Here is a 25,487-nt window from a genome sequence, read left to right as displayed (position 1 = left end):
TTTACCGCAGTGGTAGGCTATTGCCCTTGAAGTTGGCCTTCTTGAGCAACGACTCGTACTGGTGTGACATCATCTGAGCCTGCGCCTGGGCCATGAAATCCATGGCAACCACGACGATAATCAGCAAGGATGTGCCGCCGAAATAGAACGGTACGTTCCAGCGCGCCTGCATGAGCTCGGGCAACAGGCAGACCACCGTGATGTAGATAGCACCGGCCAGTGTCAGACGCATCAGAATCTTGTCGATGTAGCGCGACGTCTGTTCGCCTGGACGAATGCCCGGAACGAATGCACCGCTCTTCTTCAGATTGTCCGCAGTCTCGCGGCTGTTGAACACCAGCGCCGTGTAAAAGAAACAAAAGAAGATGATCATGGCTGCGTACAGCGTGATGTACAGGGGCTGCCCGGGCGAAAGCGCCGCGGCCAAGTCACCCAGCCAACGCATGTTCGGGTTGCTCGAGAACCAGCTGGTGATCGTGGCCGGCAGCAGAATGATCGACGACGCGAAAATGGGCGGGATCACCCCGGACATATTCAGCTTGAGCGGCAGATGCGAGCTCTGGCCGCCGTAGATCTTGTTGCCGACCTGGCGTTTCGCGTAGTTAACCGTGAGACGGCGCTGGCCGCGCTCGACGAACACCACGAAATACGTAACCGCAATCACCAGGGCGAAGATAAACAGCGCCGACAGCACAGACATGGAATCTGTACGGACCAAGTCCAGCATACCCGTAAGCGCGCTAGGCAGACCCGCAACAATACCCGCGAAGATCAGGATCGAGATCCCGTTGCCCATGCCGCGCTCGGTGATCTGCTCGCCGATCCACATCAGGAACATCGTACCCGTCACCAGCGTCACCATGGTGGTGAAGCGGAACATCATGCCGGGATCGATGACCAGGCCTGGTTGCGATTCGAGCGCCACCGAAATGCCCACCGCTTGGAACAACGCGAGAAACACCGTGCCGTAGCGGGTGTACTGCGTGATCTTGCGGCGGCCGGATTCGCCTTCTTTCTTGATGGCCTCGAGCGAGGGCACCACCACCGCCATCAACTGCATGATGATGGAGGCAGAGATGTACGGCATGATACCCAGCGCGAACACCGAGAAGCGTTCGAGCGCGCCGCCCGAAAACATGTTGAACAGCCCCAGGATACCGCCCTGGTTCTGGCGGAACATGTCTGCCAGGGCATCGGGATTGATGCCCGGCACCGGGATATGCGTGCCCAGCCGGTAGACCACAAGGGCGAGGATCAGGAACACGATACGCCGCTTGAGATCGGCGTAACGAGAACCCGATTTACCCTGAGCCTGAGCTTTAGCCACCGTCGCCCCTTACGCCAGCGAACCGCCAGCAGCTTCGATCGCGGCGCGCGCGCCGGCCGTTGCGGCAATGCCCTTGAGCGTCACCTTGCGGGACAACTCGCCCGACTTGATGACTTTGGCATAGCGCACCTGCTGGCCGACCACACCGGCCTGCTTCAGCACCTGGACATCGATCTCGTCGACAGGCAGGCGCTGCAGGTCGGACAGGCGGACTTCAGCGGAAAGATGCTGGTTAAGCGACGTGAAGCCACGCTTGGGCAGGCGACGCTGCAGCGGCATTTGACCGCCCTCGAAGCCGACCTTGTGGAAACCACCGGCGCGGGACTTCTGACCCTTGTGGCCACGGCCGGCAGTTTTGCCCAGACCGGAGCCAATACCGCGGCCGACACGACGACGAGCGTGCTTGGCACCCTCGGCCGGCTTCAGCGTATTGAGTTGAGTGTGTGACATCCCGATTCCTTTCAGACTTCCGAGACGGTGACGAGGTAATCCACTTTGCGGATCATCCCACGCACCTCGGGTGTATCGACCAACACGCGGCTGCTGTTCAGGCCACGCAGACCCAGGCCGCGAACGGTATCGCGGTGGGATTGCTTGGTGCCGATCACAGAGCGCACGAGCGTAACTTTAATTTGCTTCTGTGCCATGGTTTACCCCAGGATATCTTCCACCGTTTTGCCACGCTTGGCGGCAATTTCGGCGGGGGTCGAGCAGGCGCGCAGGCCATTCAGCGTAGCGCGGACCATGTTGTAGGGGTTGCTGGAGCCGAGGCTCTTGGCAACGACGTTGCGTACGCCCATCACTTCGAAAATCGCGCGCATCGGGCCGCCGGCGATCACGCCGGTACCTTCGGCAGCGGGCGAGATCAGAACCGTGGAGGCGCCATGCTTGCCGACCACTGTGTGATGCAGCGTGCCGTTCTTGAGGGCAACCTTGAGCAGGCCGCGGCGGGCCTGTTCCATCGCCTTCTGGACGGCAACAGGCACTTCGCGGGCCTTGCCCTTGCCCATGCCGATACGGCCATCGCCGTCGCCAACCACGGTCAGCGCGGCGAAGCTCATGGTGCGACCACCCTTTACCACCTTGCTGACGCGGTTGACCGCAATCATTTTTTCCCGCAGGCCGTCGTCGCGCTCTTGCTCGGCGGCGTGCTTGCCTTGTGCTTTAGCCATTTGACAATCCCCTGCTTAGAACTTCAGACCGGCTTCACGCGCGGCCTCGGCCAGCGCCTTGACGCGGCCATGATAACGGAAGCCCGAACGATCAAATGCAACCTGCTCGATGCCGGCCGCCTTTGCCTTTTCGGCAACACGCTTGCCCACCAGCGTAGCCGCGGCGGCATTGCCACCGTTGACTTTCTGGTCGACCAGCGCCTTGCGCACTTCGGGCTCGAGCGTGGATGCGCTGACGAGCACACGGTCGCCTTCCGGCGAAATGATGTTTGCGTAGATGTGCTGGTTGGAGCGATGCACCGACAAACGGTGTACGCGCAGCTCGGCGATTTTCCGGCGAGTTGCAACCGCACGACGCAAACGGGAGAGTTTCTTGTCCATAATTCGTCCTTGTCCGCGCGCTTATTTCTTCTTGGTTTCCTTGATGATGACGCGCTCGTCCGCGTAACGCACACCCTTGCCCTTGTAGGGCTCGGGTTCGCGATATGCACGGATCTCAGCGGCCACCTGACCAACCACCTGCTTGTTGGCGCCCTTGACCACAATTTCGGTCTGGGTGGGGCACTCAATCTTGATGCCTTCAGGCATCTGATGGAGGATGTCGTGGGAAAAACCAAGCTGAAGCTTGAGCGCGTTACCTTGAACCTGCGCGCGGAAACCCACGCCGACCAGGTTGAGCTTGCGCTCGAAGCCCTTGCTAACACCTGTCACCATATTGGCGACCAGGGCGCGCACGGTGCCCGACATCGCATTGGCGTGGCGGGAATCGTTGGCGACAGTAAAAGTAAGCTGACCGTCTTCCTGGCGAACCACTACGTCGCCGGTGAGGTCTTGTGTCAGGGTGCCCAGTGGGCCCTTGACCGTGATCTGCCCGGCGCTGATGGTGGCTTCGACGCCTTGCGGCACCGGAACGGGATACTTGGCTATACGTGACATGTGATTCTCCTTACGCCACGTAGCACAGCACTTCGCCGCCCACGCCAGTGGCGCGTGCCTTGCGATCGGTCATGACGCCGCGCGGGGTGGACACAATAGCCACGCCCAGGCCGTTCATAACCTGAGGAATGGACTTGCTGCCCTTGTAGATGCGCAGCCCGGGGCGCGAGACGCGATCGATGCGCTCGATAACCGGACGACCTGCGTAGTATTTCAGGGTGATTTCCAGCACAGGCTTGGATTTCTCGCCGATGACTTGGAAACCGTCGATGTAGCCTTCGTCCTTCAGCACGGCAGCAATGGCTGCCTTCAGCTTCGAGGAGGGCATGCTGACCGACGTCTTGTTGACCTGCTGCGCGTTGCGCACACGGGTCAACATGTCGGCGATGGGATCGCTCATGCTCATGTGTATTTCTCCTACCAGCTTGCTTTGGTCATGCCCGGAATCTCGCCACGCAGCGCCATTTCGCGCAGCTTGTGACGGGTGAGACCGAACTTGGCGAACACGCCACGCGGGCGACCCGTGACGACGCAGCGGTTGCGCTGGCGCGTGGGGTTGGCGTTGCGAGGCAGTTGTTGCAGTTGCAGGCGAGCCTGGTAGCGTTCTTCGTCAGACTTGGATTGGTCGTCGATGACAGCCTTCAGGGCAGCACGCTTGGCGGCGTATTTTTCTGCCAGCTTGGCGCGCTTGATATCGCGATTGATGAGGGAAAGTTTTGCCACGTCATCGCCCCTTAGTTGCGGAACGGGAAACTGAAGGCGGACAGCAGTGCCTTGGCTTCCTCGTCGGTCTTGGCAGTGGTGGTGATGCTGATGTTCATACCACGCACGGCGTCGATTTTGTCATATTCGATTTCGGGGAAAATGATCTGCTCTTTCACCCCGATGTTGTAGTTGCCGCGGCCGTCGAAGGCGCGACCCGACACGCCGCGGAAATCGCGTACGCGCGGCAGCGCGACGGCGACCAGGCGGTCGAGGAATTCGTACATGCGTTGGCCACGCAGGGTGACCATGCAGCCGATGGGATAGTTTTCACGGATCTTGAAGCCAGCGATAGCTTTGCGCGTCTTGGTGATGACGGGCTTCTGGCCAGAGATCTTGGTGAGGTCGCCCACAGCGTGCTCGATGACTTTCTTGTCGGCAACCGCTTCAGACACACCCATGTTCAGGGTGATCTTGGTGATGCGCGGCACTTCCATGATGCTCTTGTAGCCGAACTTGGCTTGCAGGTCGGCCATGACCTTGCTGCGATAAAACTCTTGTAAACGAGCCATGTTCTACGCCCCTTAAGCCTTGGCGCCAACGACAGCGCCGTTGGAACGGAATACACGAACCTTGTTGCCGTCCACAACCTTGATGCCAACCTTGTCGGCCTTGCCGGACTCGGGGTTGTACAGCGCAATGTTGGAAATGTGGATGGGCATGGTCTTGTCGACAATGCCGCCTTGCGTGCCGGCCATCGGGTTGGCCTTGACATGCTTCTTGACAACATTGATGCCTTCGACCAGCACGTGGTCGGCGTCGATGCGCTGCAGCACCGTGCCGCGGCGTTTTTTGTCGCGACCGGTCAGTACGATGACCTCGTCGCCTTTACGGATCTTTTCCATGTGCGCTCCTTACAGCACTTCGGGAGCCAGGGACACGATCTTCATGAACTTTTCTGTACGCAGTTCGCGCGTGACAGGTCCGAAGATACGCGTGCCGATGGGTTCCAGCTTGGCATTGAGCAGAACGGCGGCATTGCCACCGAACTTGATCAGCGAGCCGTCCTTGCGGCGAACGCCCTTGGCGGTACGAACCACCACGGCATTGTAGATTTCGCCTTTCTTGACGCGCCCGCGGGGAGCCGCATCCTTGACGCTGACTTTGATGATGTCACCGATTGCGGCATAACGGCGCTTGGAGCCGCCCAGCACTTTGATGCACATGATTGAACGTGCACCTGTGTTGTCGGCCACGTCCAGCGTGGTCTGCATTTGGATCATGATTTTTCCTGTTCCAACTTAGTTGCATGAGACGCCAGGGCTATTGGCTTCCCCGCAACCAGTTTTGGTCCCGTCAGGCTATTGGCCAATGCCCGTCGCCCTGGGTTGAAATCTTGCTAAAAAATCGCGCTCAAAACACGTAGATTGTGCCGCGTTTTGCTTCGCGTTTTGTCTTTGCCGGCGCTCATGCTGCATGAAGCACCACGGGTTTTTGCCAGCAAGTTCTCTATGGTATTCTAGTTTTCGTTGGTTTGCAAGTAGTTAGGCGCGTTTTGGGTGAGCGCCCGCTTGCCTGTGGTGTTTTGTCTGCTTCGCCATTTTGGCGTTACGCGGTAGCATGGTGGCTTGCTGCGTGCCAGCGCCGACAGCAAACGCATGGCACCCGTATCTATCTACTATATCGATACCTTCAGATCCATATCAGGAGCAGGAACCAGCATGTACGAGACATTGGCATTATATATAGACGGCGAGTTCATTCAGGGCGATGGGCGCAAGACCCAGCCGGTCACCAACCCGGCAACGCTCGAGGTGCTGGGCCAGTTGCCGCACGCCACTACCGCAGACCTGGACCGCGCTCTGGCCGCTGCAGCCCGGGCATTCGAGACCTGGCGCCACAGCTCGCCCGTGCACCGCGCCGAGATCCTGCGCAAGGTCGGCCAGCTTGCCCGCGAGCGCGCCCAGGAGATCGGCCGCAATCTTACGCTAGACCAAGGCAAGCCTCTGGCCGAGGCGGTGGGTGAGATCGCCACCTGCTCCGAGCACGCCGACTGGCACGCCGAAGAATGCCGCCGCATTTACGGTCGCATCGTTCCGCCGCGCAATCCCGATGTGCGGCAGATGGTGCTGCGCGAACCAGTAGGGGTGTGCGCGGCCTTCACGCCATGGAATTTCCCGTTCAACCAGGCCATCCGCAAGATCTGCGCCGCGGTCGGCGCCGGCTGCACCATCATTCTCAAGGGCCCCGAAGACGCCCCCAGCGCCGTGATGGCCATCGCGCGGCTGTTCCACGATGCGGGCCTCCCGCCCGGGGTGCTGAATATCGTCTGGGGCGTGCCCGCCGAAGTCTCTGATTACCTCGTCCGTTCGCCTATTGTGCGCAAGGTGTCGTTCACGGGCTCGGTGCCGGTGGGCAAGCAGCTTGCCGCGCTGGCCGGCGCGCACATGAAGCGTGTCACCATGGAATTGGGCGGGCACTCGCCGGTGCTGGTGTTCGATGACGCCGATATCGATCGCGCCGCCAAGATGCTGGCCAAGTTCAAGATCCGCAACGCCGGCCAGGTGTGCGTGTCGCCCACCCGGTTCTATGTGCACGACAAGGCGTACGACCGCTTCCTGGCTACCTTCGTCGACACGCTCAAGGGTATCAAAGTAGGCGATGGCATGGCGGCCGACACGCAAATGGGCCCGCTCGCACATGAGCGCCGGGTACCCATGATGGCCAAGTTTGTCGAAAATGCGCTCGAGCGCGGGGGCAAAGTGGTACTGGGCGGCGATGCGCCCGACCTGCCGGGGCATTTCTTCTCGCCCACGGTGGTCACCGACCTGCCGGAAGATGCCATGCTGATGACAGAAGAACCCTTTGGGCCTATCGCGCCGATAACGCGCTTCAACGATACCGACGACGTGATCCGGCGAGCCAACTCCCTGCCCTTCGGCCTGTCGTCTTACGTATTCACCAACTCGCTGCAGACCGCCACCAAGGTGTCCAATAACCTCGAATCCGGCATGGTCAACATCAACCATTTTGGCAGCGCGCTGCCCGAAACCCCGTTCGGCGGTGTTAAAGACAGCGGTATCGGCAGCGAAGGCGGCCTTGAAACCTTCGACGGCTACCTCGTTACCAAGTTCGTCACCCACATCTAGACGCAGGGGCCGGGCTACGCCCGGTCACCAATAGCGCCAACCAATACGGCTACGCCTCGGCGTAGCTTTTTTTTGCGGGCAGGTGCAGATGACCCCTCCGCTCGGGCATCGACGCTCCGTGCACGGCACGCGTAGGTACAAACCCCCTCTACCCAAACGTACTAGCACAAAGGTAGAGTACACCCCAAGGATTCAAACAAACGTTTGATTTATTGCGTTTGATTTATCGCGTTTGATCCCGTCACGCATCAACACATAATCAAGAACAACAGCGAGACATCCGGCATGACACAACACACTACGCATTCAACCCGTAGCCGTATTCTTGACGCTGCCGAGCTACTGTTCGCCCAGCATGGGCACGACAATACCTCTATGCGGCAAATCACCGGCGCCGCGCAGGTCAATCTTTCTGCCGTGAACTACCATTTCGGCAGCAAGGACGGCTTGATCAAGGCCGTCTTTCAGCGCCGTGTGGCAGCGCTTAATAAAGAGCGCCTGACGCTGCTCGATGCGCTCGAGCACGAAACCGGCGGCGAACCCCTCAAACCGTCCCAGATCGTCGATGCCTTCTTCGGGCCGCTCATCCGCCATGCATACAGCGGCACATCCGACGGCCGCGCCTTCGTTCCCCTGCTCGAACGCAGCATGTCCGACCCTGGGGGCTTCATCCGCGCCACACTCATCGATGAGCACTCCAGCGTGTTCATCCGCTTCAAACAGGCACTGCTGCATGCCCTGCCCGGCGTGCCCGAGGTCGAGATCATCTGGCGCTTTCATTTCATGCTGGGCGCCTGTTCCTACGCGCTGGCGGGCACCGAGGTGCTGCAGACGGCAATTGGCTGGCAGGCCTCGGGCGCCGAGGCCGGCGACCCAATCCAACGCCTACAGGGCCGCCTGATGAGCTTTCTTCTGGGCGGGTTGCGCGCACCCTTGCCGGGTGCCGACGCCGCTGCGCATCCACACTGCCAGGTAGCCTAACGAGCAAGGACGCGAAAATGGCTTTCCAACCGGTCTATGTCATCGATGGCGCCCGCAGCCCCTTCCTGAAGGCGCGCAATGCACCGGGGCCGTTTTCCGCCTCTGACCTCGCCCTACAGGCCGGCCGGGCGCTGCTGCTGCGCCAGCGTTTCAACGCCACCGATCTAAGCGAGGTCATCATCGGCTGCGCCGCCCCGTCACCCGACGAAACCAATATCGGCCGCGTCATCGCGCTGCGGCTGGGCTGCGGCCATGCCGTACCAGGGTGGACAGTCATGCGTAACTGCGCGTCTGGCATGCAAGCGCTCGATGCCGCCATTATGTCCATCCAGACGGGGCGTTCCGACGTGGTGCTGGCCGGCGGCACCGATGCATTATCCCGCTCACCGGTGCTATTTAGCGATGAAATGGTGAAGTGGCTGGCCACGTGGAGAGAGGCCCGTGGCGCAGCTGCGAGGCTGCGGGCGCTGCGGCAATTACGGCCGAGGTTGCTGGCTCCCGTCATCGGCTTGCTCAGGGGGCTAACCGATCCGGTTGTCGGCCTTTCCATGGGGCAGACAGCAGAAAACCTGGCGCATCAGTTCGGCATCGGGCGCGACGAGATGGACCGCTATGCGGCACTGAGCCATCGCCGCGCCCTGGCGGGCCGCCAGAATGGAGCCTTCGACGAAATCGTCCCGCTAATAGACAGCCAAGGTAAGCTATACGCCAGCGACGACGGCGTGCGGGATGATTCGACGCCCGAGCGGCTGGCCAGGTTGAAGCCCGTATTCGACCCGCCCTGGGGCAGTATCACGGCGGGTAATAGTTCGCAGGTCACCGATGGCGCAGCGCTGTTGGTGCTGGCATCGCATGCAGCCGTTCAGCGGTGGGGTCTGCAGCCCATCGGTCGCATCACGGACGTGCAATGGGCCGCGCTTGACCCCGCCGAAATGGGCTTGGGGCCCGTCTTTGCCGCCACGCCCATTTTGCAGCGCCACCATCTTGGCCTGAACGATCTTGATCTCTGGGAAATCAACGAGGCCTTCGCAGCCCAGGTGCTGGCCTGCCTGGCGGCATGGCGCGACGACGCGTGGTGCCAGGCGCACTTGGGGCGCGGCGCATTGGGCGAGCTGGACACTGGCTGCCTGAATGTGAATGGCGGCGCCATTGCAATCGGCCACCCGGTAGGCGCCTCCGGCGCGCGCATCGTGCTGCACCTGCTGCAGGCGTTGCGCCAGCGCGGTCTCAAGCGCGGCATGGCAGCACTGTGCATAGGCGGCGGGCAGGGCGGTGCGATGATGGTCGAAGCCTGCGACAGCGAGGTCTGACATGGCCACATCGTTCGATACCCTCGGGCTAGTCAATTTCCGCTATCACACCGACGAGCAGCATGTAGGCTGGCTTACGTTCGACTGCGCGGGCAACACCGTCAACCAGTTGTCTGCCGGTGTCATGCGCGAGCTCGAGGCCGCGCTGCAATGGCTCGCCAACAACCCGCCAGCAGGGTTGGTGCTTCGATCAGGCAAAAAGGCTGGCTTCATCGCTGGCGCGGATATCGGCGAATTCGCGGGGCTGGATACGCGTGAACAAGCCATTGCGCTGGTTGAACGCGGATGGCGGATCGCCAACACGCTGGCTGCGGCCCCATACCCGACACTCGCCCTGATCCACGGGCATTGCCTGGGCGGCGGGCTTGAGTTGGCCATGGCTTGCCGCTACCGCCTGGTGATAGATCAACCCGAAACCAAGCTGGCGTTGCCCGAGGTCATGCTGGGCATCTTCCCCGGCTGGGGCGGCATGCAGCGCCTGCCCCGCCTCGTTGGTGCGCCAATCGCCCTTGACATGATGCTGACCGGGCGTTCCGCCGATGCGCGACGCGCGGTCAGCATAGGGCTGGCCGATGCGCTTGTGCCGCAGCGCCTAGCCCGCCGGGCCGCCGCCATGACAGTACTGAGCGGGCGCCAGGCCCGCACGGCGCGCGGCGTGGGGGCTTTGCTGAACCTGTCTTTCATCCGCCCGCTGGTGGCGCGCCAGGCCGTGCGCAAGGTACAGCAGCGCGACCCAGGCGGGCATTACCCCGCACCCCGCGCCATTCTCGATATCTGGGCCCGCCACGACGGCAATGCGCTCGAAGCACCTGAGTGCATCGATGCCATCGTGCGCTCCGCCACTGCCCGCAACCTGGTGCGCGTGTTTCATCTTCAAGAACGGCTCAAAGCTTTCGGCAAGCCGCAGCGGGGGGAGGCTCCTCCGCATTCTGTGGGCCATGTCCATGTAGTCGGTGCAGGCGTCATGGGCGGCGACATCGCTGCATGGTGCGCACTGCGGGGCATAGCTGTTACGCTGCAAGACCAGGACGCGGCCCGCATCGCCGCCGCGCTGGGCCGCGCCGGCGCGCTGTTCGCCCACAAGCTGAAAAACCCGCGCGAAGCACGCGCCGCATTCGACCGGCTGATACCCGATTCACACGGCGATGGCGTGCCCCGTGCCGATCTCGTCATAGAGGCCATCACCGAAAACGCCGAGGCCAAGCGCGCGCTCTATCGCCAGCTCGAGCCGCGCATGAAGCCCAGCGCCCTGCTGGCCACAAATACCTCCAGCTTGGCACTCGAAGCGCTGCGGGCTGAACTGTCGGCGCCAGAACGCTTCATCGGCCTGCACTTCTTCAACCCGGTCGCCCGCATGCCGCTGGTCGAAGTCGTACACACCGAAGACACTGCTGGCGCGACGCGCGCAGCAGCCTGCGGATTTGTGGTGCGTATCGGTAAGCTGCCCCTGCCGGTGCACAGCACGCCTGGTTTTCTGGTCAACGCCGTGCTCGCCCCCTACATGCTAGAAGCCATGCGCTGCGTCGACGAAGGCGTGCTGCCCGAAAGCATTGATGCGGCAATGGTGGCTTGGGGCATGCCCATGGGGCCAATCGAACTGATCGATACCGTCGGCCTGGACATCACCCGTGATGCGGGGGCACAACTATCGGACGCGGCAGCCATGCCGGCCTGCCTTGCACTACATCTGCACCGAAACGAATTGGGCCGCAAAACCGGTCGAGGCTTTTATGGCTGGAAAGATGGCAAACCGGAGAAGCACACCCCCACCACCGTACCAGACGGCCTGGCCGTACGCCTGATCACGCCCCTCATCGAAAAGACGCGCGAGCAATTGGCCAAGGGTGTGGTGGCCGACGCAGACCTTGCCGACGCGGGAGTAATTTTCGGCACCGGTTTCGCACCCTTCAGGGGCGGCCCACTGCATGCACCGCCGCAGGTATCTACCACACGATCCGACGGTGCCGCTTGAAGGCGCCGTATCGATTCGCAAATTGCCGCAAGCGATGCACGGCATGAAACCAGCAGCAGGCGGCATCGTCATTATCAACATCGCCACGCGAAAGGTGCGGACAGAACGCCAGCGTGTATTTTCATCAAGCAAGCAGACAGGAGGTGACACATGAAAGATCTGAAAACCAGCGCAACGCTGCGCGTCGTATCGGTATTGATTTCAGGCCTGTTCGCAGGCGGCGCCCACGCAGCGGGCTTCCAGCTCCTGGAACAGAACGCCAGCGGGTTGGGCAATGCCTACGCAGGCTCGGCTGCCGTGGCCGACGACGCCAGCACAATCTATTACAACCCCGCCGGCATGACCAAACTGGAAGGCGTCAATGTATCGGGCGGATTCAATGTAATACGCCCGTCCTTCAAGTTCGACAACAATGGCAGCCGCGGCCCGGGCGGGATGCCGCTCGGCGCCAACAACGGCGGCGATGCCGGATCGGCCGGCGTGGTGCCCAACCTGTATGGCTCCTGGCAGTTGTCGCCTCAATGGTTTGCAGGCCTGGGCGTGGGCGCCCCCTTTGGGCTGATGACCGAATATGACGACAACTGGATCGGGCGCTATCATTCACGCAAGTTCGAGATCCAGAGCGTCAATATCAATCCTTCAGTCGCGTATAAGGTTTCTGATCGCCTGTCGTTGGGTGCGGGGCTGAACTGGATGTACCTCGATGCTGAATACCGCCGTGCCGTCCCGGCGGCAGCCATGCGCCTGCCGCTGGGTACGCCCGACCTGGGTGCGCAGGCCAACCTGCGCGGCGACGGCTGGGGGTGGAACGCAGGCCTGCTCTATGACATAACGCCCGCTACCCGCGTCGGTCTGTCGTACCGCTCACGCGTGAAGATTGATGCCGACGGACACACCAAGCTTGATACCGCGGGCGGCAGGAGCCTGGCGCGCGTCGCGGCCAGCACCTCAGTCACACTACCGGACACCGCCGTGCTCAGCCTGGCCCATGACATCAACAGCCAATGGCAGGTGCTGGCAGATATTTCATGGACGGGCTGGAGCAGCCTGCAGTCACTGAACATCGAGAACACACGGCCTCTGCCCTCCGATGACCTCACACTGCGTTTTCGTGATACATGGCGCTTGGCACTGGGCGCACGCTACCGCATGAACCAGGCATGGACGCTCAAGGCAGGCGTGGCATGGGATCAGTCTCCGATCCGCAGCGAAACCTACCGCCTCACCTCGCTGCCTGACAACAACCGCATCTGGGCGTCGATCGGCGCACAATATCACTTCAGCGAGCGCGGCACGATCGATATCGGCTATGCCCACCTCTTCGTGCGGGACGCGGACATCAACAACGATACGGACCCCACCAAGGGTATCGTGCGCGGGACATACAACTCGAATGCCAATATCATTGGTGTACAGGTATCGTACCGTTTCTGATGATCGCGTCGATGAGAGTCGTTGGCGCTCCGGGGCTGGCGCGGCGCGCCAACGGCAATAAAAGAGGATAGACAGCATGGAACCCGTCTGGCTTGACCATTACCCGCCCGGCATACCGGCAGATATCACCGAGGCCGCCGCACGCTACGGTTCGCTGGTCGCCCTGTTCGAGGAAAGCTGCACAGCGCACGCTGACCGCACTGCCTACTACAGCCTTGGCGCCAGTATGCGCTATGCCGAGCTCGAAGAATATTCGCGCTATTTCGCGGCCTGGCTGCAATCGATAGGCCTGAACAAAGGGGATCGCGTTGCGCTGATGATGCCCAATGTGTTCCAGTACCCGGTCTGCCTGTTCGGCGTGCTGCGCGCGGGCGGGGTGGTGGTCAATACCAACCCGCTCTACACCCCCTCCGAGCTCAATCATCAGCTCGCCGACTCAGGCGCCACGGTTATCGTCATCGCGGAAAATTTCGCTCATACACTGCAGGACGCGCTGCCCGGCACCGCCGTCAAAACGATTGTTGTCACAGGCATCGGCGACTTGCTGGGCGGTATCAAAGGCATGGCCACCAACTTCGTGATCCGGCATGTCAAGAAAATGGTAAAACCATACGCCCTGCCGGGTGCCCTGCGCCTGAAGGATTGCCTGCATAAGGGTGAGCGCGCCACTTACAGCCCGCCCACGCTGTCACACCAGGATCTGGCGCTGCTGCAATACACCGGTGGCACGACCGGCATTGCCAAGGGCGCCATGCTCACGCATGGCAACATGGTGTCCAATGTGTGCCAGGCGCATGCATGGGTAACGCCCTACCTGGGCGGCGCTCGCCAGCTTATCGTTACCGCCCTGCCGCTTTATCACATCTTCGCACTGACAGCCAATTGCCTGGTATTTGTTGTGTTGGGCGCCAGCAATCTACTCATCATCAATCCGCGCGACATCCCCGCAGTCGTCAAAGAACTGGGCAAGTATCCATTCACCGCTATTACCGGTGTCAATACTCTCTTCAATGCACTGCTGCTCAATAAAGACTTCAATAAACTTGATTTTTCCACGCTCAGGATCACCCTGGGGGGCGGCATGGCCGTGCAGGAGGTTATCGCACAGCGTTGGCTGGCAGCCACGGGCGTGCCGCTGGCGCAGGCTTACGGCCTGACGGAAACCTCGCCGGCGGTCACCATCAACCCGCTCGACCTCAAAACTTTTACGGGCTCGATCGGGCTGCCTGTGCCGTCCACCAGCATCGCCATCCGCGACGCGGACGGCAACGATATGCCCGTGGGCGAAAGCGGCGAGCTGTGCGTGCGCGGGCCGCAGGTTACCCCGGGGTACTGGAATCGGCCGGATGAAACTGAAAAGGTCTTCGACAAAGACGGTTTCCTGCGCACGGGCGACATCGCCCGTGTGAGCGAAGAGGGCTACGTCTTCCTGCTAGACCGCAAGAAAGACATGATTCTAGTTTCAGGCTTCAATGTCTATCCGAATGAGATCGAAGCGGTGGCGGCGGAGCACCCCGGCGTGAAAGAAGCGGCCGCCATCGGCGTGCCCGATGAACACTCCGGCGAAGTGGTCAAGCTGTTCGTCATCCGCAAAGACCCGGCCCTGACCGAACAGATGCTCATCGAATACCTGCGCAGCAAGCTTACTGGCTACAAGGTGCCCAAATACGTAGAGTTTCGCGAGGACCTGCCGCGAACCAATGTGGGCAAGGTGCTGCGGCGAGCGCTGAAGGACGGCGAGCGCGATACCGTCGCCAGCACACAGAAAGTACAAGCATAACGCCCAGTATCAATGAATACGCCGCTTCACAGTGAAGCGGCGTATTGCTGGGCGTATTGCTGCGGCCATTGCTGGGTGCCCATCGTCCCATTCAGTGCGGGCGCAAGCCGGTAACCCAACGCATTTCGTCCACACGACCCCGCGTGCGCGCCGTGGCGCGCACGCGGCATGGCTCAGAATAAGGCGTCGTCAAACTCCAGCATCGCGGCGCCTCCCGCCAGGATAGCGGACAGCAGCGCGCCGGTTTCGGGCAGCAGGCGTTCGAAGAAGAAGCGTGCGGTGCCCGCCTTGGCGCGGTAGAAGCCTTGGGCATCGTCACCTGCCTCGATGTGGCGGATGGCCAACTGCGCCATGCGCGCCCACATATACCCTTGTGCCACCAGGCCGAACAGCCGCAGATACTCGCTGGAGGCTGCCGCAGCCTCTTCGGGCGTGACAAGACCCGCCTTCATGATGTGCACCGTGGCCTGCTGCAGGCGCCCGAACGCCTTGCCGAGCTGCCCCGCCATGACACCCAGTTGGGCATCCTGCGTATGCGCCTCGATGAACGCCGACACGGGATGGAAGAACTGACGCAACAGCCGCCCGCCATGGGCGGGAAGCTTGCGGCCGACGAGATCCAGCGCCTGCACACCGTTTGTACCCTCGTAGATCAGCGTGATACGCGCGTCGCGCACGAGCTGCTCCATACCATGCTCGCGGATGTAGCCGTGGCCGCCGAACACTTGCATGCCCATATTGGCGCATGCCAGGCCGATGTCAGTGAAGCTGGCCTTGAGCACCGGCGTCATCAGGGCGACCAAGTCGTCGGCATCCTGCCGCGCAGCCGGGTCTTCGCTCTTGATGGATACATCCAACGCCTTGGACACCCAGGCCCCCAGGGCGCGTGCGCCCTCGATATTAGCGCGCATGGTCAGCAGCATCCGTCGCACATCGGGATGCACCAGCAGCGGATCGGCCGGCTGGTCAGGATAGCGAGGGCCGGACAGCGCACGGCCCTGCAGGCGCTCGCGCGCATAGGCGACCGCCCCCTGATAGGCCGCCTCGGCAACACCCAGGCCCTGGATGGCCACCCCCTGGCGCGCGGCATTCATCATGGTGAACATGGCGCGCATCCCCTTGTCGGGCTCACCCACCAGCCAACCCGTGGCCGCGTCGAAATTCATGACGCAGGTTGAAGATGCCTTGATGCCCATCTTGTGTTCAATGGCACCGCAGACCACGGGGTTGCGTGCGCCGAGGCTGCCATCGGCGTTGACCAGGTACTTGGGCACCACGAACAGACTGATGCCCTTGATACCCCTGGGCGCGCCATCAATGCGAGCCAGCACCAAATGAATATTGTTTTCAGTGAGGTCGTGCTCACCCGAGGAAATGAAGATCTTGGTGCCGGTGAGCTGGTAGCTGCCATCGGGCTGGGGCGCCGCGCGGGTGCGGATCAGGCCCAGGTCGGTACCACATTGCGGCTCGGTCAGGCACATGGTGCCGCCCCATTCCCCGGCCGCCATACGGGGCAGAAAGATCTGGCGCAATGCGGGCGTGGCATGCGCCTCGAGCGCCTTGTAGGCGCCGTGCGTCAGCCCCGGATACATGCCGAAGGCCAAGTTGGCGCTGCTGATCATCTCTTCGATCATCATGTGCACCGACACCGGCATACCCTGCCCCCCGTGCTCGGGCGCACACGATATGCCGACCCAACCGCCGGCGGCGAACTGTTCGTAGGCTTGCCGGAATCCTTTCGGCGTAAAGACTTCACCGTTCTCAAAACGACAGCCTTCCTCATCACCCGAGCGATTCAGGGGCTGCAGCACTTCGGCCGCAAACTTGCCGGCCTCCTCCAGAACAGGATCGATCAAATCAGCGGTCATGTCGGCATAACCCGGCAGGGCAGCCAACTCGGCATCATTGTGCAGCTCGTGCAGTACAAAGCGCATATCGCGCAAGGGAGCGGTGTATCGAGGCATGGCGATTCTCTTCAGTTGCGCAAAGGTTTACCGGTTTCCAGCATATGGCTGACACGGGCGAGGGTATCGGGATGGCGGCACAGCTTGAGAAACGCCCGCCGCTCCAGCGCCATGACCGCCTGCTCTGCCATCGGTGTCAGCGGATCTGCGTCATCGCCGCCGCTGAGCACCGCCGCCAATGCCTTGGATACCACGACATCATGGCGGGTTGCCAACCCGCGGCGGCGTGCATCGTCCACCGCCCCTTCGAGGGCGACTCGGCCCGATGGGCCCGGCAGCCGCAGCTCGGGTGGCTGAGGCGGGACGTAGTCTTGCGCCAGTTCGAGTGCCAGCGCCTTGGCGTCGCTCAGCAAGCGGTAGCGGTTCATGGTGATGCGATCACCTGGCCGCAGGAACAACAGTTCTTTGGCCTCTTGGGCCGATGTGGAGGCCTTTGCCGTACTGATCATCTCGAACACCTTGCCAACGGGCGCCATCGGCCCCTTGGCAAACGCAGGGTTGGTGGACCAGCGATGCAGCATCTCTTTGCAGCCGCCCCAGGCCGGCACGAGCCCTACCCCGCATTCGACCAGGCCGATATAGCTTTCGGCATACGCCTGGACCGCGTCCGAATGCAGCAGGATCTCGCAGCCGCCGCCCAACGCCATGCCGGCTGGCGCCGACACCACCGGAAAGGGTGCATACTTGAGCGCCAGATAGGTTTGCTGGCCACCGCTTACCATCTCCGCAATCATGTCCCAAGCCGCAATGTTGGCGGCAAAGGCGGCCAGGCCCAGGTTAGCGCCGACGGAAAAATTTCGGCCTTCGTTGTAGATAACCATGGCCTTGTAGCCACCTTTGACCACGCCTATCGCCTGGTTGAGCAAGGCGAGGATGTCCTGATCCAGTGCATTCATCTTGCTGGTGAACTCAAAGCACGCCACACCGTCGCCAACATCCCACAACGCCGCCGAAGCATTGCGCAACAGCGGCGTGGACACACGCTTCACGTCCTCGAGCATGAGCACGCCCGGCGGCCGCGCAAGGTCGCGGTACTGGCCATCCATACCCAGGTGCTGCCGGCGACCCTGCGCTACCTGATACAGCGGGCGCTCACCCGCCTGCGCCAGATAGGCAGGCACCTGCATGCCATTTTCGGCCAGCCGCCCAGCCACCCAAGCCGCACCCAGGCGGTCGATCAGCTCGAAGGGGCCGTACTGCCAGTTGTAGCCCAGGCGCATAGCTTCATCGATAGCGGCGATATCATCGGCCGCTTCGCCCACTAAGGCGGCCGCATAGGCAAACACCGGCCCCATCACCGACCATGTATAGCGGCCGTACTTATCTGGCGCCGACAGGATGGCGCGCAAGTCACCGCGCGCCTCGTTCAGCAAGGCCGGCGCGGCGTGCCGCTGGAGGCGATAGACACCCGTGGCAAGATCCATGACCTCTTTAACCTTGGCGCCGCCCTCGCGGTTCAGGCGGTAAAAGCCACCCTTACCCTTGCGGCCGGTATAGCCGCCGGCCACCATTTCTTCCAACAGCGGCAGCGGTTGCCCCAAACGATGAAACAGATCACCCTCAGGCAGCAACGCGGCCATGCTGGCGTCCACATAGCGCATCAAATCAAGCCCCACCAGGTCCACCAGACCGAAAATGCCTGTTTTCGGAACACCGAAAGGCTTGCCCAGCAAGGCGTCAGCTTCTTCGACATCGATGCCCTGCGTAAACGCGTTGGCAAGCGCAGCCTTGATCCACAAGGTGCCCAGGCGATTAGCGATAAAGCCCGGGCTATCCTTGCAGGGCACCACAGATTTGCCCAACGCCAGGTCGATGAACGACGTCAGCGCGGAGATCTGTTCCGGTCGGTTTGCAGGGCTGGTGACGAGCTCCAACAGGCGCAGGTAGCGCGGCGGATTGAAAAAGTGCGTAATGCAGAAATCGGCCGCAAACGCGTCGCCCATACCCTGCACCAACCTGGCCAGGGGGATAGTGGATGTATTGGACGACACGATGGAGCCGGGCTTGCGATACGCGTCAATTTTCTTGTACAGCGCGTGCTTGATATCGAGCTTCTCGATCACGGCTTCCACGATCCAATCGCAGTCGGCCAGCAGCGCCAGATGATCCTCGATATTACCTGGCGTTACCAACCGGGCCGCCTTTTTGCTCATGAAGGCGGCGGGCTGCGCTTTGAGCAATGCCGCGATCGCCTTCTCCGCAATCTGGTTGCGGTTTACCGCGCCTTCGGGCACCACGTCCAGCAACACTGCAGGTACCCCGGCATTGGCCACTTGGGCGGCAATGCCCGCGCCCATGACCCCCGCGCCGATGACTGCAACCTTATTGATTTGCCCCGCCATCACGCACCCTCCAGGATGGTGGCAATGCCTTGGCCACCGCCTATGCATTGGGTGGCCAGTGCATATCGACCGCCGGTGCGCTTGAGCAGAGAGGCAGCCTTGCCGACCAAACGAGCCCCCGTTGCGCCCAACGGATGCCCGATCGCGATTGCGCCACCATCTATGTTGACGCGGCTGACGTCCAGCCCCAGGTCGCGTATGCACGCCAGCGACTGGGAGGCGAAGGCTTCATTCAGTTCAATGACGTCAAGCGCATCCGCAGCCAAGCCGGCCCGGTGCAGCGCCTTGCGGGTGGCGGGCACGGGGCCGATACCCATGATATCGGGTGCGCAGCCAGCAACCGCGATCGACCGCACGCGCGCCAGGATATCCAGCCCCTGCTCCCTGGCGTAAGCTTCGCTGGTGACCAGAACTGCTGCTGCGCCGTCGGTCAGCGGCGAGGACGTGCCTGCCGTCACACTGCCCAACTGATCGAAGGCAAGTTTCAGGCTCGCCAAGTCGTCCAACGTCGTATCGGGCCGCAGGCAGCCATCTGTGTGCACCCCCGCCACCGGCGCAATTTCATCGTTCAACAACCCTTGTGCCTGCGCCGCGCCAGCCTTACGCTGGCTCTCCACCGCAAAGGCCTCCTGCTCGGCACGTGAGATCCCCCACTGACGGGCCACGTTCTCAGCCGTCTGGCCCATGCTCATATAGGCTTGGGGGTGTGCGCTAGCAAAGCCCGGGTGAGGCATAGGATTAAACCCCGTCATGGGGACGCGACTCATGCTCTCCACCCCTGCACACAGGAAGACGTCGCCCGCACCCGCCGCGATTGCACCCACCGCATGGTGTACAGACTGCATGGAGGAACCGCAGAAGCGGTTGATCGTAGCGCCGCCGACCGTGTGCGGCAAGCCCGCCATCAGGCCGGCAAGCCGCCCAATATTGAGCCCCTGCTCACCTTCCGGGATGGCGCAGCCTAGCAGCACATCCTCGATATCCGCTGGTGTGACCCCGGTGCGAGCTATCAGCGCCCGTATCACCTCGGCCGCGAGTTCATCAGGGCGTACTTTCACCAGCCCACCCTTGTTGGCGAGCGTGAAGGGGGAACGGGCATAACCCGCGATGACGGCTGCTGTCATTCGTATTGGCTCCAGATCATTGCGACGCGGCGGCGCGAGCGCCAGGCGTATTGCCCAACGGCAGGCCTCCGAAAAGAGTCACCATTCTAGGGAGCGTGATTTGTTTGATATAGACATACAATACGAATACGCTATTCGATGACACCACATAATATGGATACCAAATATGCGAGGCCAGGACTTCGTCGAGCTACACACGTTTGTCACTGTCGCCGAGCAGCGCAGCTTCACCAAAGCCGCCGCCCAGCTCAGCCTGGCGCTTTCCACCGTCAGCCAGACCGTGCGTGCGCTCGAAGAACGGTTGGGGGTGCGGCTCCTTAACCGCACCACGCGCAGCGTTTCGCTCACCGAAGCAGGGGAAAACCTGCTAGCCAATATGCAATCGGTGCTCAACCTGCTTGATCACACACTTGAAGGGGTCAATCTGTTTCGTGAAAAGCCCAAAGGCACCCTGCGCCTGCTGGCCATTCGGCCCGTAGCTGCGGAGCTGATCGCACAGATTGCACCGGCTTTTCTGGCCCAGTACCCCGATATTGCGCTTGAGATCGCCGCCGACGACAGCAATCGCGATATTGTGCGAAGCGGCTTCGACGCCGGCATACGCATCGCCCCGCAGATCGAGAAAGACATGATTGCGGTGCCCATCCTGAAAGCATTTCGCGTGTTGCCCGTGGCTGCGCCCACCTACCTGGCGCGGCGTGGCAACCCGGCCACGCCAGAAGACCTAAAGCAGCATGAGTGCCTTCGCCTGCGCCTGCCTTGGGATGGATCTATCCAGCGCTGGCGTTTGTGCAATGCGGCGGGGCAGACACTAGACGTCAACGGCAACGGCTCACTGATCGTGAACGACATCTATATGGTGCTGACGGCGGCACTGGAAGGCATGGGCATCGGCTACCTACCCGAACCCATGATTACCGCGTACCTGGCCAATGGCCGCCTGGTGCCACTGCTACCTGAATGGTCGAGCTATCGCGGTTCGCTGTACCTGCATTACTCCAACCGGCGGCAGATGCCGATGCCTTTGCGGGCATTCATCGATTTCCTGGAGCAACACAGGCGCGATATCAAGACGGGTAGCTCGGTAACGCTGCACGTGAATACCTGATTGGCCCCGGCCCAATAGAATAAGCCCCGGCAAAATGCCAGGGCTTATTCTTTGTGCGGAGCACAGTACCGCGATGTGCGGCGGGCCTTGGGGGCCAGCCTGACAGCGGTGCTTAGATCACGCGTGCGGCTTCGATAAGACGCACAACGGTCCAGGCCTTGGAGCGGGAGATCGGGCGACCTTCTGCAATTTCGACCGTGTCACCTTCGTTGTACTGGTTGTTTTCATCGTGCGCTTTGTATTTGTTGGAGCGCACGATCGTCTTGCCAAGAACGGGGTGCTTGACGCGGCGCTCAACGCGCACGACGACAGTCTTGTCCATCTTGTTAGACACAACCTGGCCAATGAGGGTGCGTTGACGCTTAGCCGGTTGGCTGGTTTGGGTTTCGCTCATTTTACTTTCCTGCGTTCTCAGTCATGATGGTGCGGACGCGCGCGATATCGCGGCGAACCTTACCAAGCTGGCTGGTGTTGGAAAGCTGCTGGGTGGCACGCTGCATACGCAGATTGAATTGTGCCTTCAGCAGGCTTTCGAGCTCGGTATTGAGCTCGGCGGCGGATTTGGAACGGAGTTCGCTGGCTTTCATTACAGGTCTCCTTAAGCGCCGACGTGACGCGCCACGAACGTGGTGCTGATCGGCAGCTTGGCGGCGGCCAGGCGGAAAGCTTCACGCGCGAGTTCTTCGCTCACGCCTTCCATCTCGTACAGCACCTTGCCGGGTTGAATTTCAGCGACCCAATATTCCGGGTTGCCCTTACCGTTACCCATACGAACTTCGGCAGGCTTCTGCGAAATGGGCTTGTCCGGAAAGATGCGGATCCAGATACGGCCGCCACGCTTGATGTGACGGTTGATCGCACGACGAGCGGCTTCGATCTGGCGAGCCGTCAGGCGGCCACGACCAGTGGCCTTCAGACCGAACTCGCCGAACGATACCTGGGCACCGCGCGTAGCCAGACCGGTATTGCGGCCTTTTTGCTCTTTGCGGTATTTCCTGCGGGAAGGTTGCAGCATGTTTTATTCTCCTTCGGACGCGGCAGGCGCGGCACCACCCGGTGCGCCAGCGTCTTTACGAGGGCCACGACCACGGCCACCGGGGCGACGGCCTTCGGGGCGCTCGCCACGGGGGCGGCGCGGACGGCGTTCGTCTTCGCGCGGTGCAGCGGTCTCGGCGGGGTATTCGCCGTTGGGCAGCATGTCGCCCTTGTAGACCCACACTTTGATACCAATGATGCCGTACGTCGTCTGGGCTTCGGACGTGCCGTAGTCGATGTTGGCGCGCAGGGTGTGCAGGGGCACACGGCCTTCGCGATACCATTCGGTACGGGCGATTTCGATACCGTTCAGACGACCCGAACTCATGATCTTGATGCCCTGGGCACCCAGACGCATGGCGTTCTGCATGGCGCGTTTCATGGCGCGGCGGAACATAATGCGCTTTTCCAATTGCTGGGCAATGGAATCGGCGATCAGTTGAGCATCGGTTTCCGGCTTGCGCACTTCTTCGATGTTGACGTGCACGGGCACGCCCATCAGACGCTGCAGATCGGACTTCAGGCTTTCGATGTCCTCGCCACGCTTACCGATCACGACGCCCGGGCGAGCCGAGAAAATCGTGATGCGTGCGTTCTTGGCGGGGCGCTCGATGACCACGCGGCCAACCGAAGCGTTCTTGAGCTTCTTCTTGAGATATTCGCGGACGCGGATATCTTCACCGAGCATGCTGCCAAACTGCTTGTCGTCGGCGTACCAGCGCGAGCTCCAGTTGCGGTTGACGGCGAGGCGGAACCCAATCGGGTGAATTTTCTGTCCCATTGCGACTCCTTAAGCCCCGACCTTGACCACAATGTGGCAGGTCTGCTTCTCGATACGGTTACCGCGGCCCTTGGCACGGGCGGAGAAACGCTTCATCGATTCGCCCTTGTCGACGTAGATAGTCGTGACCTTGAGCTCATCGATGTCAGCGCCGTCGTTGTGCTCGGCGTTGGCGATAGCGGACTCCAGCGCCTTCTTGAGGATGCCCGCTGCTTTCTTGGGAGTGAACGTCAGGATGTTCAGCGCCTGGGCAACGGACTTGCCGCGGATGAGATCCGCAACAAGGCGCGTTTTCTGGGCCGAAATGTGAACGCCACGGATAATTGCTGTAGTTTCCATCACTTACCTCTTGGACTTTTTGTCCGCGGCGTGACCCTTGAACGTACGGGTAAGCGCGAACTCGCCGAGCTTGTGACCGACCATGTTCTCGTTGATGTAAACGGGAACGTGCTGGCGGCCATTGTGCACAGCAATCGTCAGCCCAATGAACTCGGGCAGGATGGTGGAACGGCGCGACCAGGTTTTGATCGGCTTTTTGTCTTTGCCTTCGACGGCCGCATCGATCTTTTTGATCAGATGCGCATCGACGAATGGGCCTTTCTTGATCGAACGTGACATAGTGTTCGCCCCTTACTTGCGCTTGCGACGCGAGACAATCATATTGTCCGTGCGCTTGTTACGACGGGTGCGATAGCCCTTGGTCGGTGTACCCCATGGGGACACCGGCTCGCGGCCCTCGCCGGTACGGCCTTCACCACCACCGTGCGGGTGATCCACCGGGTTCATGGCAACACCACGAACGGTCGGGCGGATACCACGCCAGCGCATGGCGCCAGCCTTGCCATATTGACGCAAGCTGTGATCTTCGTTACCGACTTCGCCAATGGTTGCGCGGCAGTCGATGTGTACGCGACGGACTTCGCCCGAACGCAGGCGAACCTGCGCGTAGGTGCCTTCGCGAGCCAGCAGCACAGCGGATGCGCCGGCCGAACGGGCCATTTGCGCACCCTTGCCAGGCAGCATCTCGATGCAGTGGATGGTGGCACCCACGGGGATGTTGCGGATAGGCAATGTGTTACCAGCGCGGATGGGGGCATCCATGCCGGAGAGCAGCGTTGCACCGACTTCAAGGCCACGAGGGGCGATGATGTAGCGGCGCTCGCCGTCGGCGTAGCACAGCAGCGCAATGTGCGCAGTGCGGTTGGGGTCGTACTCGAGGCGCTCGACCTTGGCGGGGATGCCGTCTTTGTTGCGACGGAAATCGACCACGCGGTAGTGTTGCTTGTGACCGCCCCCACGGTGGCGAACCGTGACGTGACCATTGTTGTTGCGGCCGGAACCGCGCGATTGCTTTTCGACCAGACCGGCGTAGGGCGCGCCCTTGTGCAGCTCAGGGTGTACCACCTTGATCATGCCGCGGCGGCCAGCCGAAGTAGGCTTGACTTTTACGAGTGCCATTTAGTTCACCTCCGTAAAGTCGATTTCCTGACCGTCTTTGAGCGAGACATAAGCCTTGCGTTCGTTACGGCGGCGACCGACAAAACGGCCGAAACGCTTTTCTTTACCCTTGCGGTTCAGGACCTGCACGGACTCGACCTCAACCTTGAAGAGGAGCTCGACGGCAGCCTTGACTTCCTGCTTGGTGGCGTCGGGAACGACGCGGAAAGCGATCTGCTGGTTCTTTTCTGCTACGAACGTGGCTTTTTCAGTCACGACCGGAGCCAGGATTATTTGCATCAGACGTGCGGCGTTCATCCCAACATCTCCTCGAGTTGAGCGATAGCCGGCTTGGTGATCAACACGTTTTTGTAGTGGATCAGGGAAAGCGGATCGGCGTAGCGCGGTTCGACCACGGCAACGTGAGGCAGGTTGCGCGTAGCGAGGTAAACGTTTTCGTCGAGCGCGTCGGTGATGATGAGCACCGACTCCAGGCCAAGGTCTTTCAGCTTTTGTGCAGCAAGCTTGGTCTTGGGGGCTTCGAGGGCGAAGCTGTCGACGACGGCGATGCGGTCTTCACGCGCCAACTGGGAGAGGATCGCACGCAGGCCGGCGCGATACATCTTCTTGTTGACCTTTTGCGAGAAGTTCTCGTCGGGCGAGTTGGGGAATGTGCGACCACCCCCACGCCACAGCGGCGAGGACGTCATACCGGCGCGGGCGCGGCCCGTGCCTTTCTGGCGCCATGGCTTCTTGGTGCTGTGCTTGACTTCGGCGCGCGTCAATTGCGCGCGGTTGCCGGCACGAGCATTGGCCTGGAAGGCCACCACGATCTGGTGCACGAGCGCTTCGTTGAAGTCGCGGCCGAAGATGGTGTCGGGCGCGGCAACGGTGGAAGCCTGACCGTTGTCATTCAGGAGCTTGAGTTCCATG

At 61.5% G+C, this 25,487-nt stretch carries 30 protein-coding genes; 7 read left to right on the top strand and 23 right to left on the bottom strand.

The genetic code is table 11. The annotated features are described in order from the left end of the window. Nucleotide 1: 1 nt before the first annotated feature. The 11 genes from secY to rplN are packed head-to-tail and all read right to left on the bottom strand — an operon-like array spanning nucleotide 2 to nucleotide 5,420. The gene (gene secY, locus LOL23_RS04370) at nucleotides 2-1,327 is read right to left on the bottom strand and encodes a preprotein translocase subunit SecY (RefSeq protein WP_160977620.1); all 1,326 of its coding nucleotides are present in this window, start codon (nucleotides 1,325-1,327) and stop codon (nucleotides 2-4) included. Between the two features lie 9 nt (nucleotides 1,328-1,336). After that, a complete protein-coding gene (rplO, locus tag LOL23_RS04365) occupies nucleotides 1,337-1,777 on the bottom strand; it encodes a 50S ribosomal protein L15 (protein WP_160977618.1) in 441 nt (146 codons plus the stop codon). An 11-nt stretch (nucleotides 1,778-1,788) separates the two neighbouring features. Beyond that, a complete protein-coding gene (rpmD, locus tag LOL23_RS04360) occupies nucleotides 1,789-1,974 on the bottom strand; it encodes a 50S ribosomal protein L30 (RefSeq protein WP_160977616.1) in 186 nt (61 codons plus the stop codon). 3 nt (nucleotides 1,975-1,977) lie between these two features. Beyond that, nucleotides 1,978-2,499 carry a 30S ribosomal protein S5 gene (gene rpsE, locus LOL23_RS04355; protein WP_160977614.1) on the bottom strand — a complete coding sequence of 174 codons (522 nt, stop codon included), beginning with the start codon at nucleotides 2,497-2,499 and terminating at the stop codon, nucleotides 1,978-1,980. 15 nt (nucleotides 2,500-2,514) lie between these two features. Further along, nucleotides 2,515-2,880 carry a 50S ribosomal protein L18 gene (gene rplR, locus LOL23_RS04350; protein WP_160977612.1) on the bottom strand — a complete coding sequence of 122 codons (366 nt, stop codon included), beginning with the start codon at nucleotides 2,878-2,880 and terminating at the stop codon, nucleotides 2,515-2,517. A gap of 21 nt (nucleotides 2,881-2,901) precedes the next feature. Next, nucleotides 2,902-3,435: a 50S ribosomal protein L6 gene (rplF, locus tag LOL23_RS04345; RefSeq protein WP_160977610.1), complete on the bottom strand. Its 534-nt coding sequence runs from the start codon at nucleotides 3,433-3,435 to the stop codon at nucleotides 2,902-2,904. Between the two features lie 10 nt (nucleotides 3,436-3,445). Beyond that, on the bottom strand, nucleotides 3,446-3,841 hold the full coding sequence (gene rpsH, locus LOL23_RS04340) for a 30S ribosomal protein S8 (protein WP_160977608.1): 396 nt from the start codon (nucleotides 3,839-3,841) through the stop codon (nucleotides 3,446-3,448). 11 nt (nucleotides 3,842-3,852) lie between these two features. Next, nucleotides 3,853-4,158, bottom strand: coding sequence for a 30S ribosomal protein S14 (rpsN, locus tag LOL23_RS04335; RefSeq protein WP_237173213.1), 306 nt, complete (start codon nucleotides 4,156-4,158; stop codon nucleotides 3,853-3,855). An 11-nt stretch (nucleotides 4,159-4,169) separates the two neighbouring features. Next, nucleotides 4,170-4,709 carry a 50S ribosomal protein L5 gene (gene rplE / locus LOL23_RS04330; protein ID WP_160977604.1) on the bottom strand — a complete coding sequence of 180 codons (540 nt, stop codon included), beginning with the start codon at nucleotides 4,707-4,709 and terminating at the stop codon, nucleotides 4,170-4,172. A gap of 12 nt (nucleotides 4,710-4,721) precedes the next feature. Next, the gene (gene rplX, locus LOL23_RS04325) at nucleotides 4,722-5,042 is read right to left on the bottom strand and encodes a 50S ribosomal protein L24 (RefSeq protein WP_160977602.1); all 321 of its coding nucleotides are present in this window, start codon (nucleotides 5,040-5,042) and stop codon (nucleotides 4,722-4,724) included. A gap of 9 nt (nucleotides 5,043-5,051) precedes the next feature. After that, entirely contained in the window at nucleotides 5,052-5,420 is a 369-nt protein-coding gene (rplN, locus tag LOL23_RS04320) for a 50S ribosomal protein L14 (protein ID WP_013743946.1), read from the bottom strand. 438 nt (nucleotides 5,421-5,858) lie between these two features. Here rplN and LOL23_RS04315 point away from each other — a divergent pair, with 438 nt between their 5' ends. The 6 genes from LOL23_RS04315 to LOL23_RS04290 all read left to right on the top strand — a co-directional run bounded on the left by LOL23_RS04315 (nucleotide 5,859) and on the right by LOL23_RS04290 (nucleotide 14,763). After that, the gene (locus tag LOL23_RS04315; protein ID WP_160977600.1) at nucleotides 5,859-7,286 is read left to right on the top strand and encodes an NAD-dependent succinate-semialdehyde dehydrogenase; all 1,428 of its coding nucleotides are present in this window, start codon (nucleotides 5,859-5,861) and stop codon (nucleotides 7,284-7,286) included. Nucleotides 7,287-7,571: 285 nt separating this feature from the next. Then, nucleotides 7,572-8,267, top strand: coding sequence for a TetR/AcrR family transcriptional regulator (locus LOL23_RS04310; protein WP_237173212.1), 696 nt, complete (start codon nucleotides 7,572-7,574; stop codon nucleotides 8,265-8,267). A gap of 17 nt (nucleotides 8,268-8,284) precedes the next feature. Then, complete coding sequence (locus LOL23_RS04305) at nucleotides 8,285-9,577, top strand: acetyl-CoA C-acetyltransferase (protein ID WP_160977596.1); 1,293 nt, start codon at nucleotides 8,285-8,287, stop codon at nucleotides 9,575-9,577. Nucleotide 9,578: 1 nt separating this feature from the next. Continuing rightward, a complete protein-coding gene (locus LOL23_RS04300; protein WP_237173211.1) occupies nucleotides 9,579-11,549 on the top strand; it encodes a 3-hydroxyacyl-CoA dehydrogenase NAD-binding domain-containing protein in 1,971 nt (656 codons plus the stop codon). Between the two features lie 150 nt (nucleotides 11,550-11,699). Next, complete coding sequence (locus LOL23_RS04295) at nucleotides 11,700-12,983, top strand: OmpP1/FadL family transporter (RefSeq protein ID WP_160977592.1); 1,284 nt, start codon at nucleotides 11,700-11,702, stop codon at nucleotides 12,981-12,983. Nucleotides 12,984-13,059: 76 nt separating this feature from the next. After that, nucleotides 13,060-14,763, top strand: a complete 1,704-nt coding sequence (locus LOL23_RS04290) for an AMP-binding protein (RefSeq protein ID WP_237173210.1) — start codon at nucleotides 13,060-13,062, stop codon at nucleotides 14,761-14,763. A gap of 173 nt (nucleotides 14,764-14,936) precedes the next feature. Here LOL23_RS04290 and LOL23_RS04285 read toward each other — a convergent pair whose 3' ends face one another. The 3 genes from LOL23_RS04285 to LOL23_RS04275 are packed head-to-tail and all read right to left on the bottom strand — an operon-like array spanning nucleotide 14,937 to nucleotide 20,193. Further along, nucleotides 14,937-16,727: an acyl-CoA dehydrogenase C-terminal domain-containing protein gene (locus LOL23_RS04285; protein ID WP_160977588.1), complete on the bottom strand. Its 1,791-nt coding sequence runs from the start codon at nucleotides 16,725-16,727 to the stop codon at nucleotides 14,937-14,939. 11 nt (nucleotides 16,728-16,738) lie between these two features. Then, nucleotides 16,739-19,069 (bottom strand): 3-hydroxyacyl-CoA dehydrogenase/enoyl-CoA hydratase family protein, encoded by a 2,331-nt coding sequence (locus LOL23_RS04280; RefSeq protein ID WP_160977586.1) that lies wholly within the window; start codon nucleotides 19,067-19,069, stop codon nucleotides 16,739-16,741. Further along, a complete protein-coding gene (locus tag LOL23_RS04275) occupies nucleotides 19,069-20,193 on the bottom strand; it encodes a thiolase family protein (protein WP_160977584.1) in 1,125 nt (374 codons plus the stop codon). The genes LOL23_RS04280 and LOL23_RS04275 overlap by 1 nt, the downstream gene beginning before the upstream one ends. Before the next feature lie 166 nt (nucleotides 20,194-20,359). On the opposite strand from LOL23_RS04275, the gene LOL23_RS04270 reads away from it, so the two are divergent. Continuing rightward, nucleotides 20,360-21,301, top strand: a complete 942-nt coding sequence (locus LOL23_RS04270; protein ID WP_160977582.1) for a LysR family transcriptional regulator — start codon at nucleotides 20,360-20,362, stop codon at nucleotides 21,299-21,301. 112 nt (nucleotides 21,302-21,413) lie between these two features. On the opposite strand, the gene rpsQ is transcribed toward LOL23_RS04270, so the two are convergent. From rpsQ to rplD, 9 genes are read right to left on the bottom strand one after another with little or no spacing between them, the layout of a single operon-like run. Then, nucleotides 21,414-21,695, bottom strand: coding sequence for a 30S ribosomal protein S17 (gene rpsQ, locus LOL23_RS04265; protein WP_160977580.1), 282 nt, complete (start codon nucleotides 21,693-21,695; stop codon nucleotides 21,414-21,416). A gap of 1 nt (nucleotide 21,696) precedes the next feature. Further along, nucleotides 21,697-21,888: a 50S ribosomal protein L29 gene (gene rpmC / locus LOL23_RS04260; RefSeq protein ID WP_160977578.1), complete on the bottom strand. Its 192-nt coding sequence runs from the start codon at nucleotides 21,886-21,888 to the stop codon at nucleotides 21,697-21,699. Nucleotides 21,889-21,899: 11 nt separating this feature from the next. Next, nucleotides 21,900-22,316, bottom strand: a complete 417-nt coding sequence (gene rplP / locus LOL23_RS04255) for a 50S ribosomal protein L16 (RefSeq protein ID WP_160977576.1) — start codon at nucleotides 22,314-22,316, stop codon at nucleotides 21,900-21,902. Between the two features lie 3 nt (nucleotides 22,317-22,319). Beyond that, complete coding sequence (gene rpsC / locus LOL23_RS04250; RefSeq protein ID WP_160977574.1) at nucleotides 22,320-23,117, bottom strand: 30S ribosomal protein S3; 798 nt, start codon at nucleotides 23,115-23,117, stop codon at nucleotides 22,320-22,322. Nucleotides 23,118-23,126: 9 nt separating this feature from the next. Then, nucleotides 23,127-23,456 (bottom strand): 50S ribosomal protein L22, encoded by a 330-nt coding sequence (gene rplV / locus LOL23_RS04245; protein WP_128355939.1) that lies wholly within the window; start codon nucleotides 23,454-23,456, stop codon nucleotides 23,127-23,129. A 3-nt stretch (nucleotides 23,457-23,459) separates the two neighbouring features. After that, entirely contained in the window at nucleotides 23,460-23,735 is a 276-nt protein-coding gene (gene rpsS, locus LOL23_RS04240) for a 30S ribosomal protein S19 (protein ID WP_160977572.1), read from the bottom strand. Between the two features lie 12 nt (nucleotides 23,736-23,747). Beyond that, on the bottom strand, nucleotides 23,748-24,575 hold the full coding sequence (gene rplB / locus LOL23_RS04235) for a 50S ribosomal protein L2 (protein WP_160977570.1): 828 nt from the start codon (nucleotides 24,573-24,575) through the stop codon (nucleotides 23,748-23,750). Then, the gene (gene rplW, locus LOL23_RS04230; RefSeq protein WP_160977568.1) at nucleotides 24,576-24,872 is read right to left on the bottom strand and encodes a 50S ribosomal protein L23; all 297 of its coding nucleotides are present in this window, start codon (nucleotides 24,870-24,872) and stop codon (nucleotides 24,576-24,578) included. Next, a complete protein-coding gene (gene rplD / locus LOL23_RS04225; protein ID WP_160977566.1) occupies nucleotides 24,869-25,486 on the bottom strand; it encodes a 50S ribosomal protein L4 in 618 nt (205 codons plus the stop codon). The genes rplW and rplD overlap by 4 nt, the downstream gene beginning before the upstream one ends. Nucleotide 25,487 lies beyond the last annotated feature (1 nt).

The organism is Paracandidimonas lactea (assembly GCF_021653995.1).
In the GTDB taxonomy this organism is placed as follows: domain Bacteria; phylum Pseudomonadota; class Gammaproteobacteria; order Burkholderiales; family Burkholderiaceae_B; genus Allopusillimonas; species Allopusillimonas lactea.
Note: the sequence above shows the minus strand (reverse complement) of the source record. Positions and strands in the feature narration are given on the sequence as shown.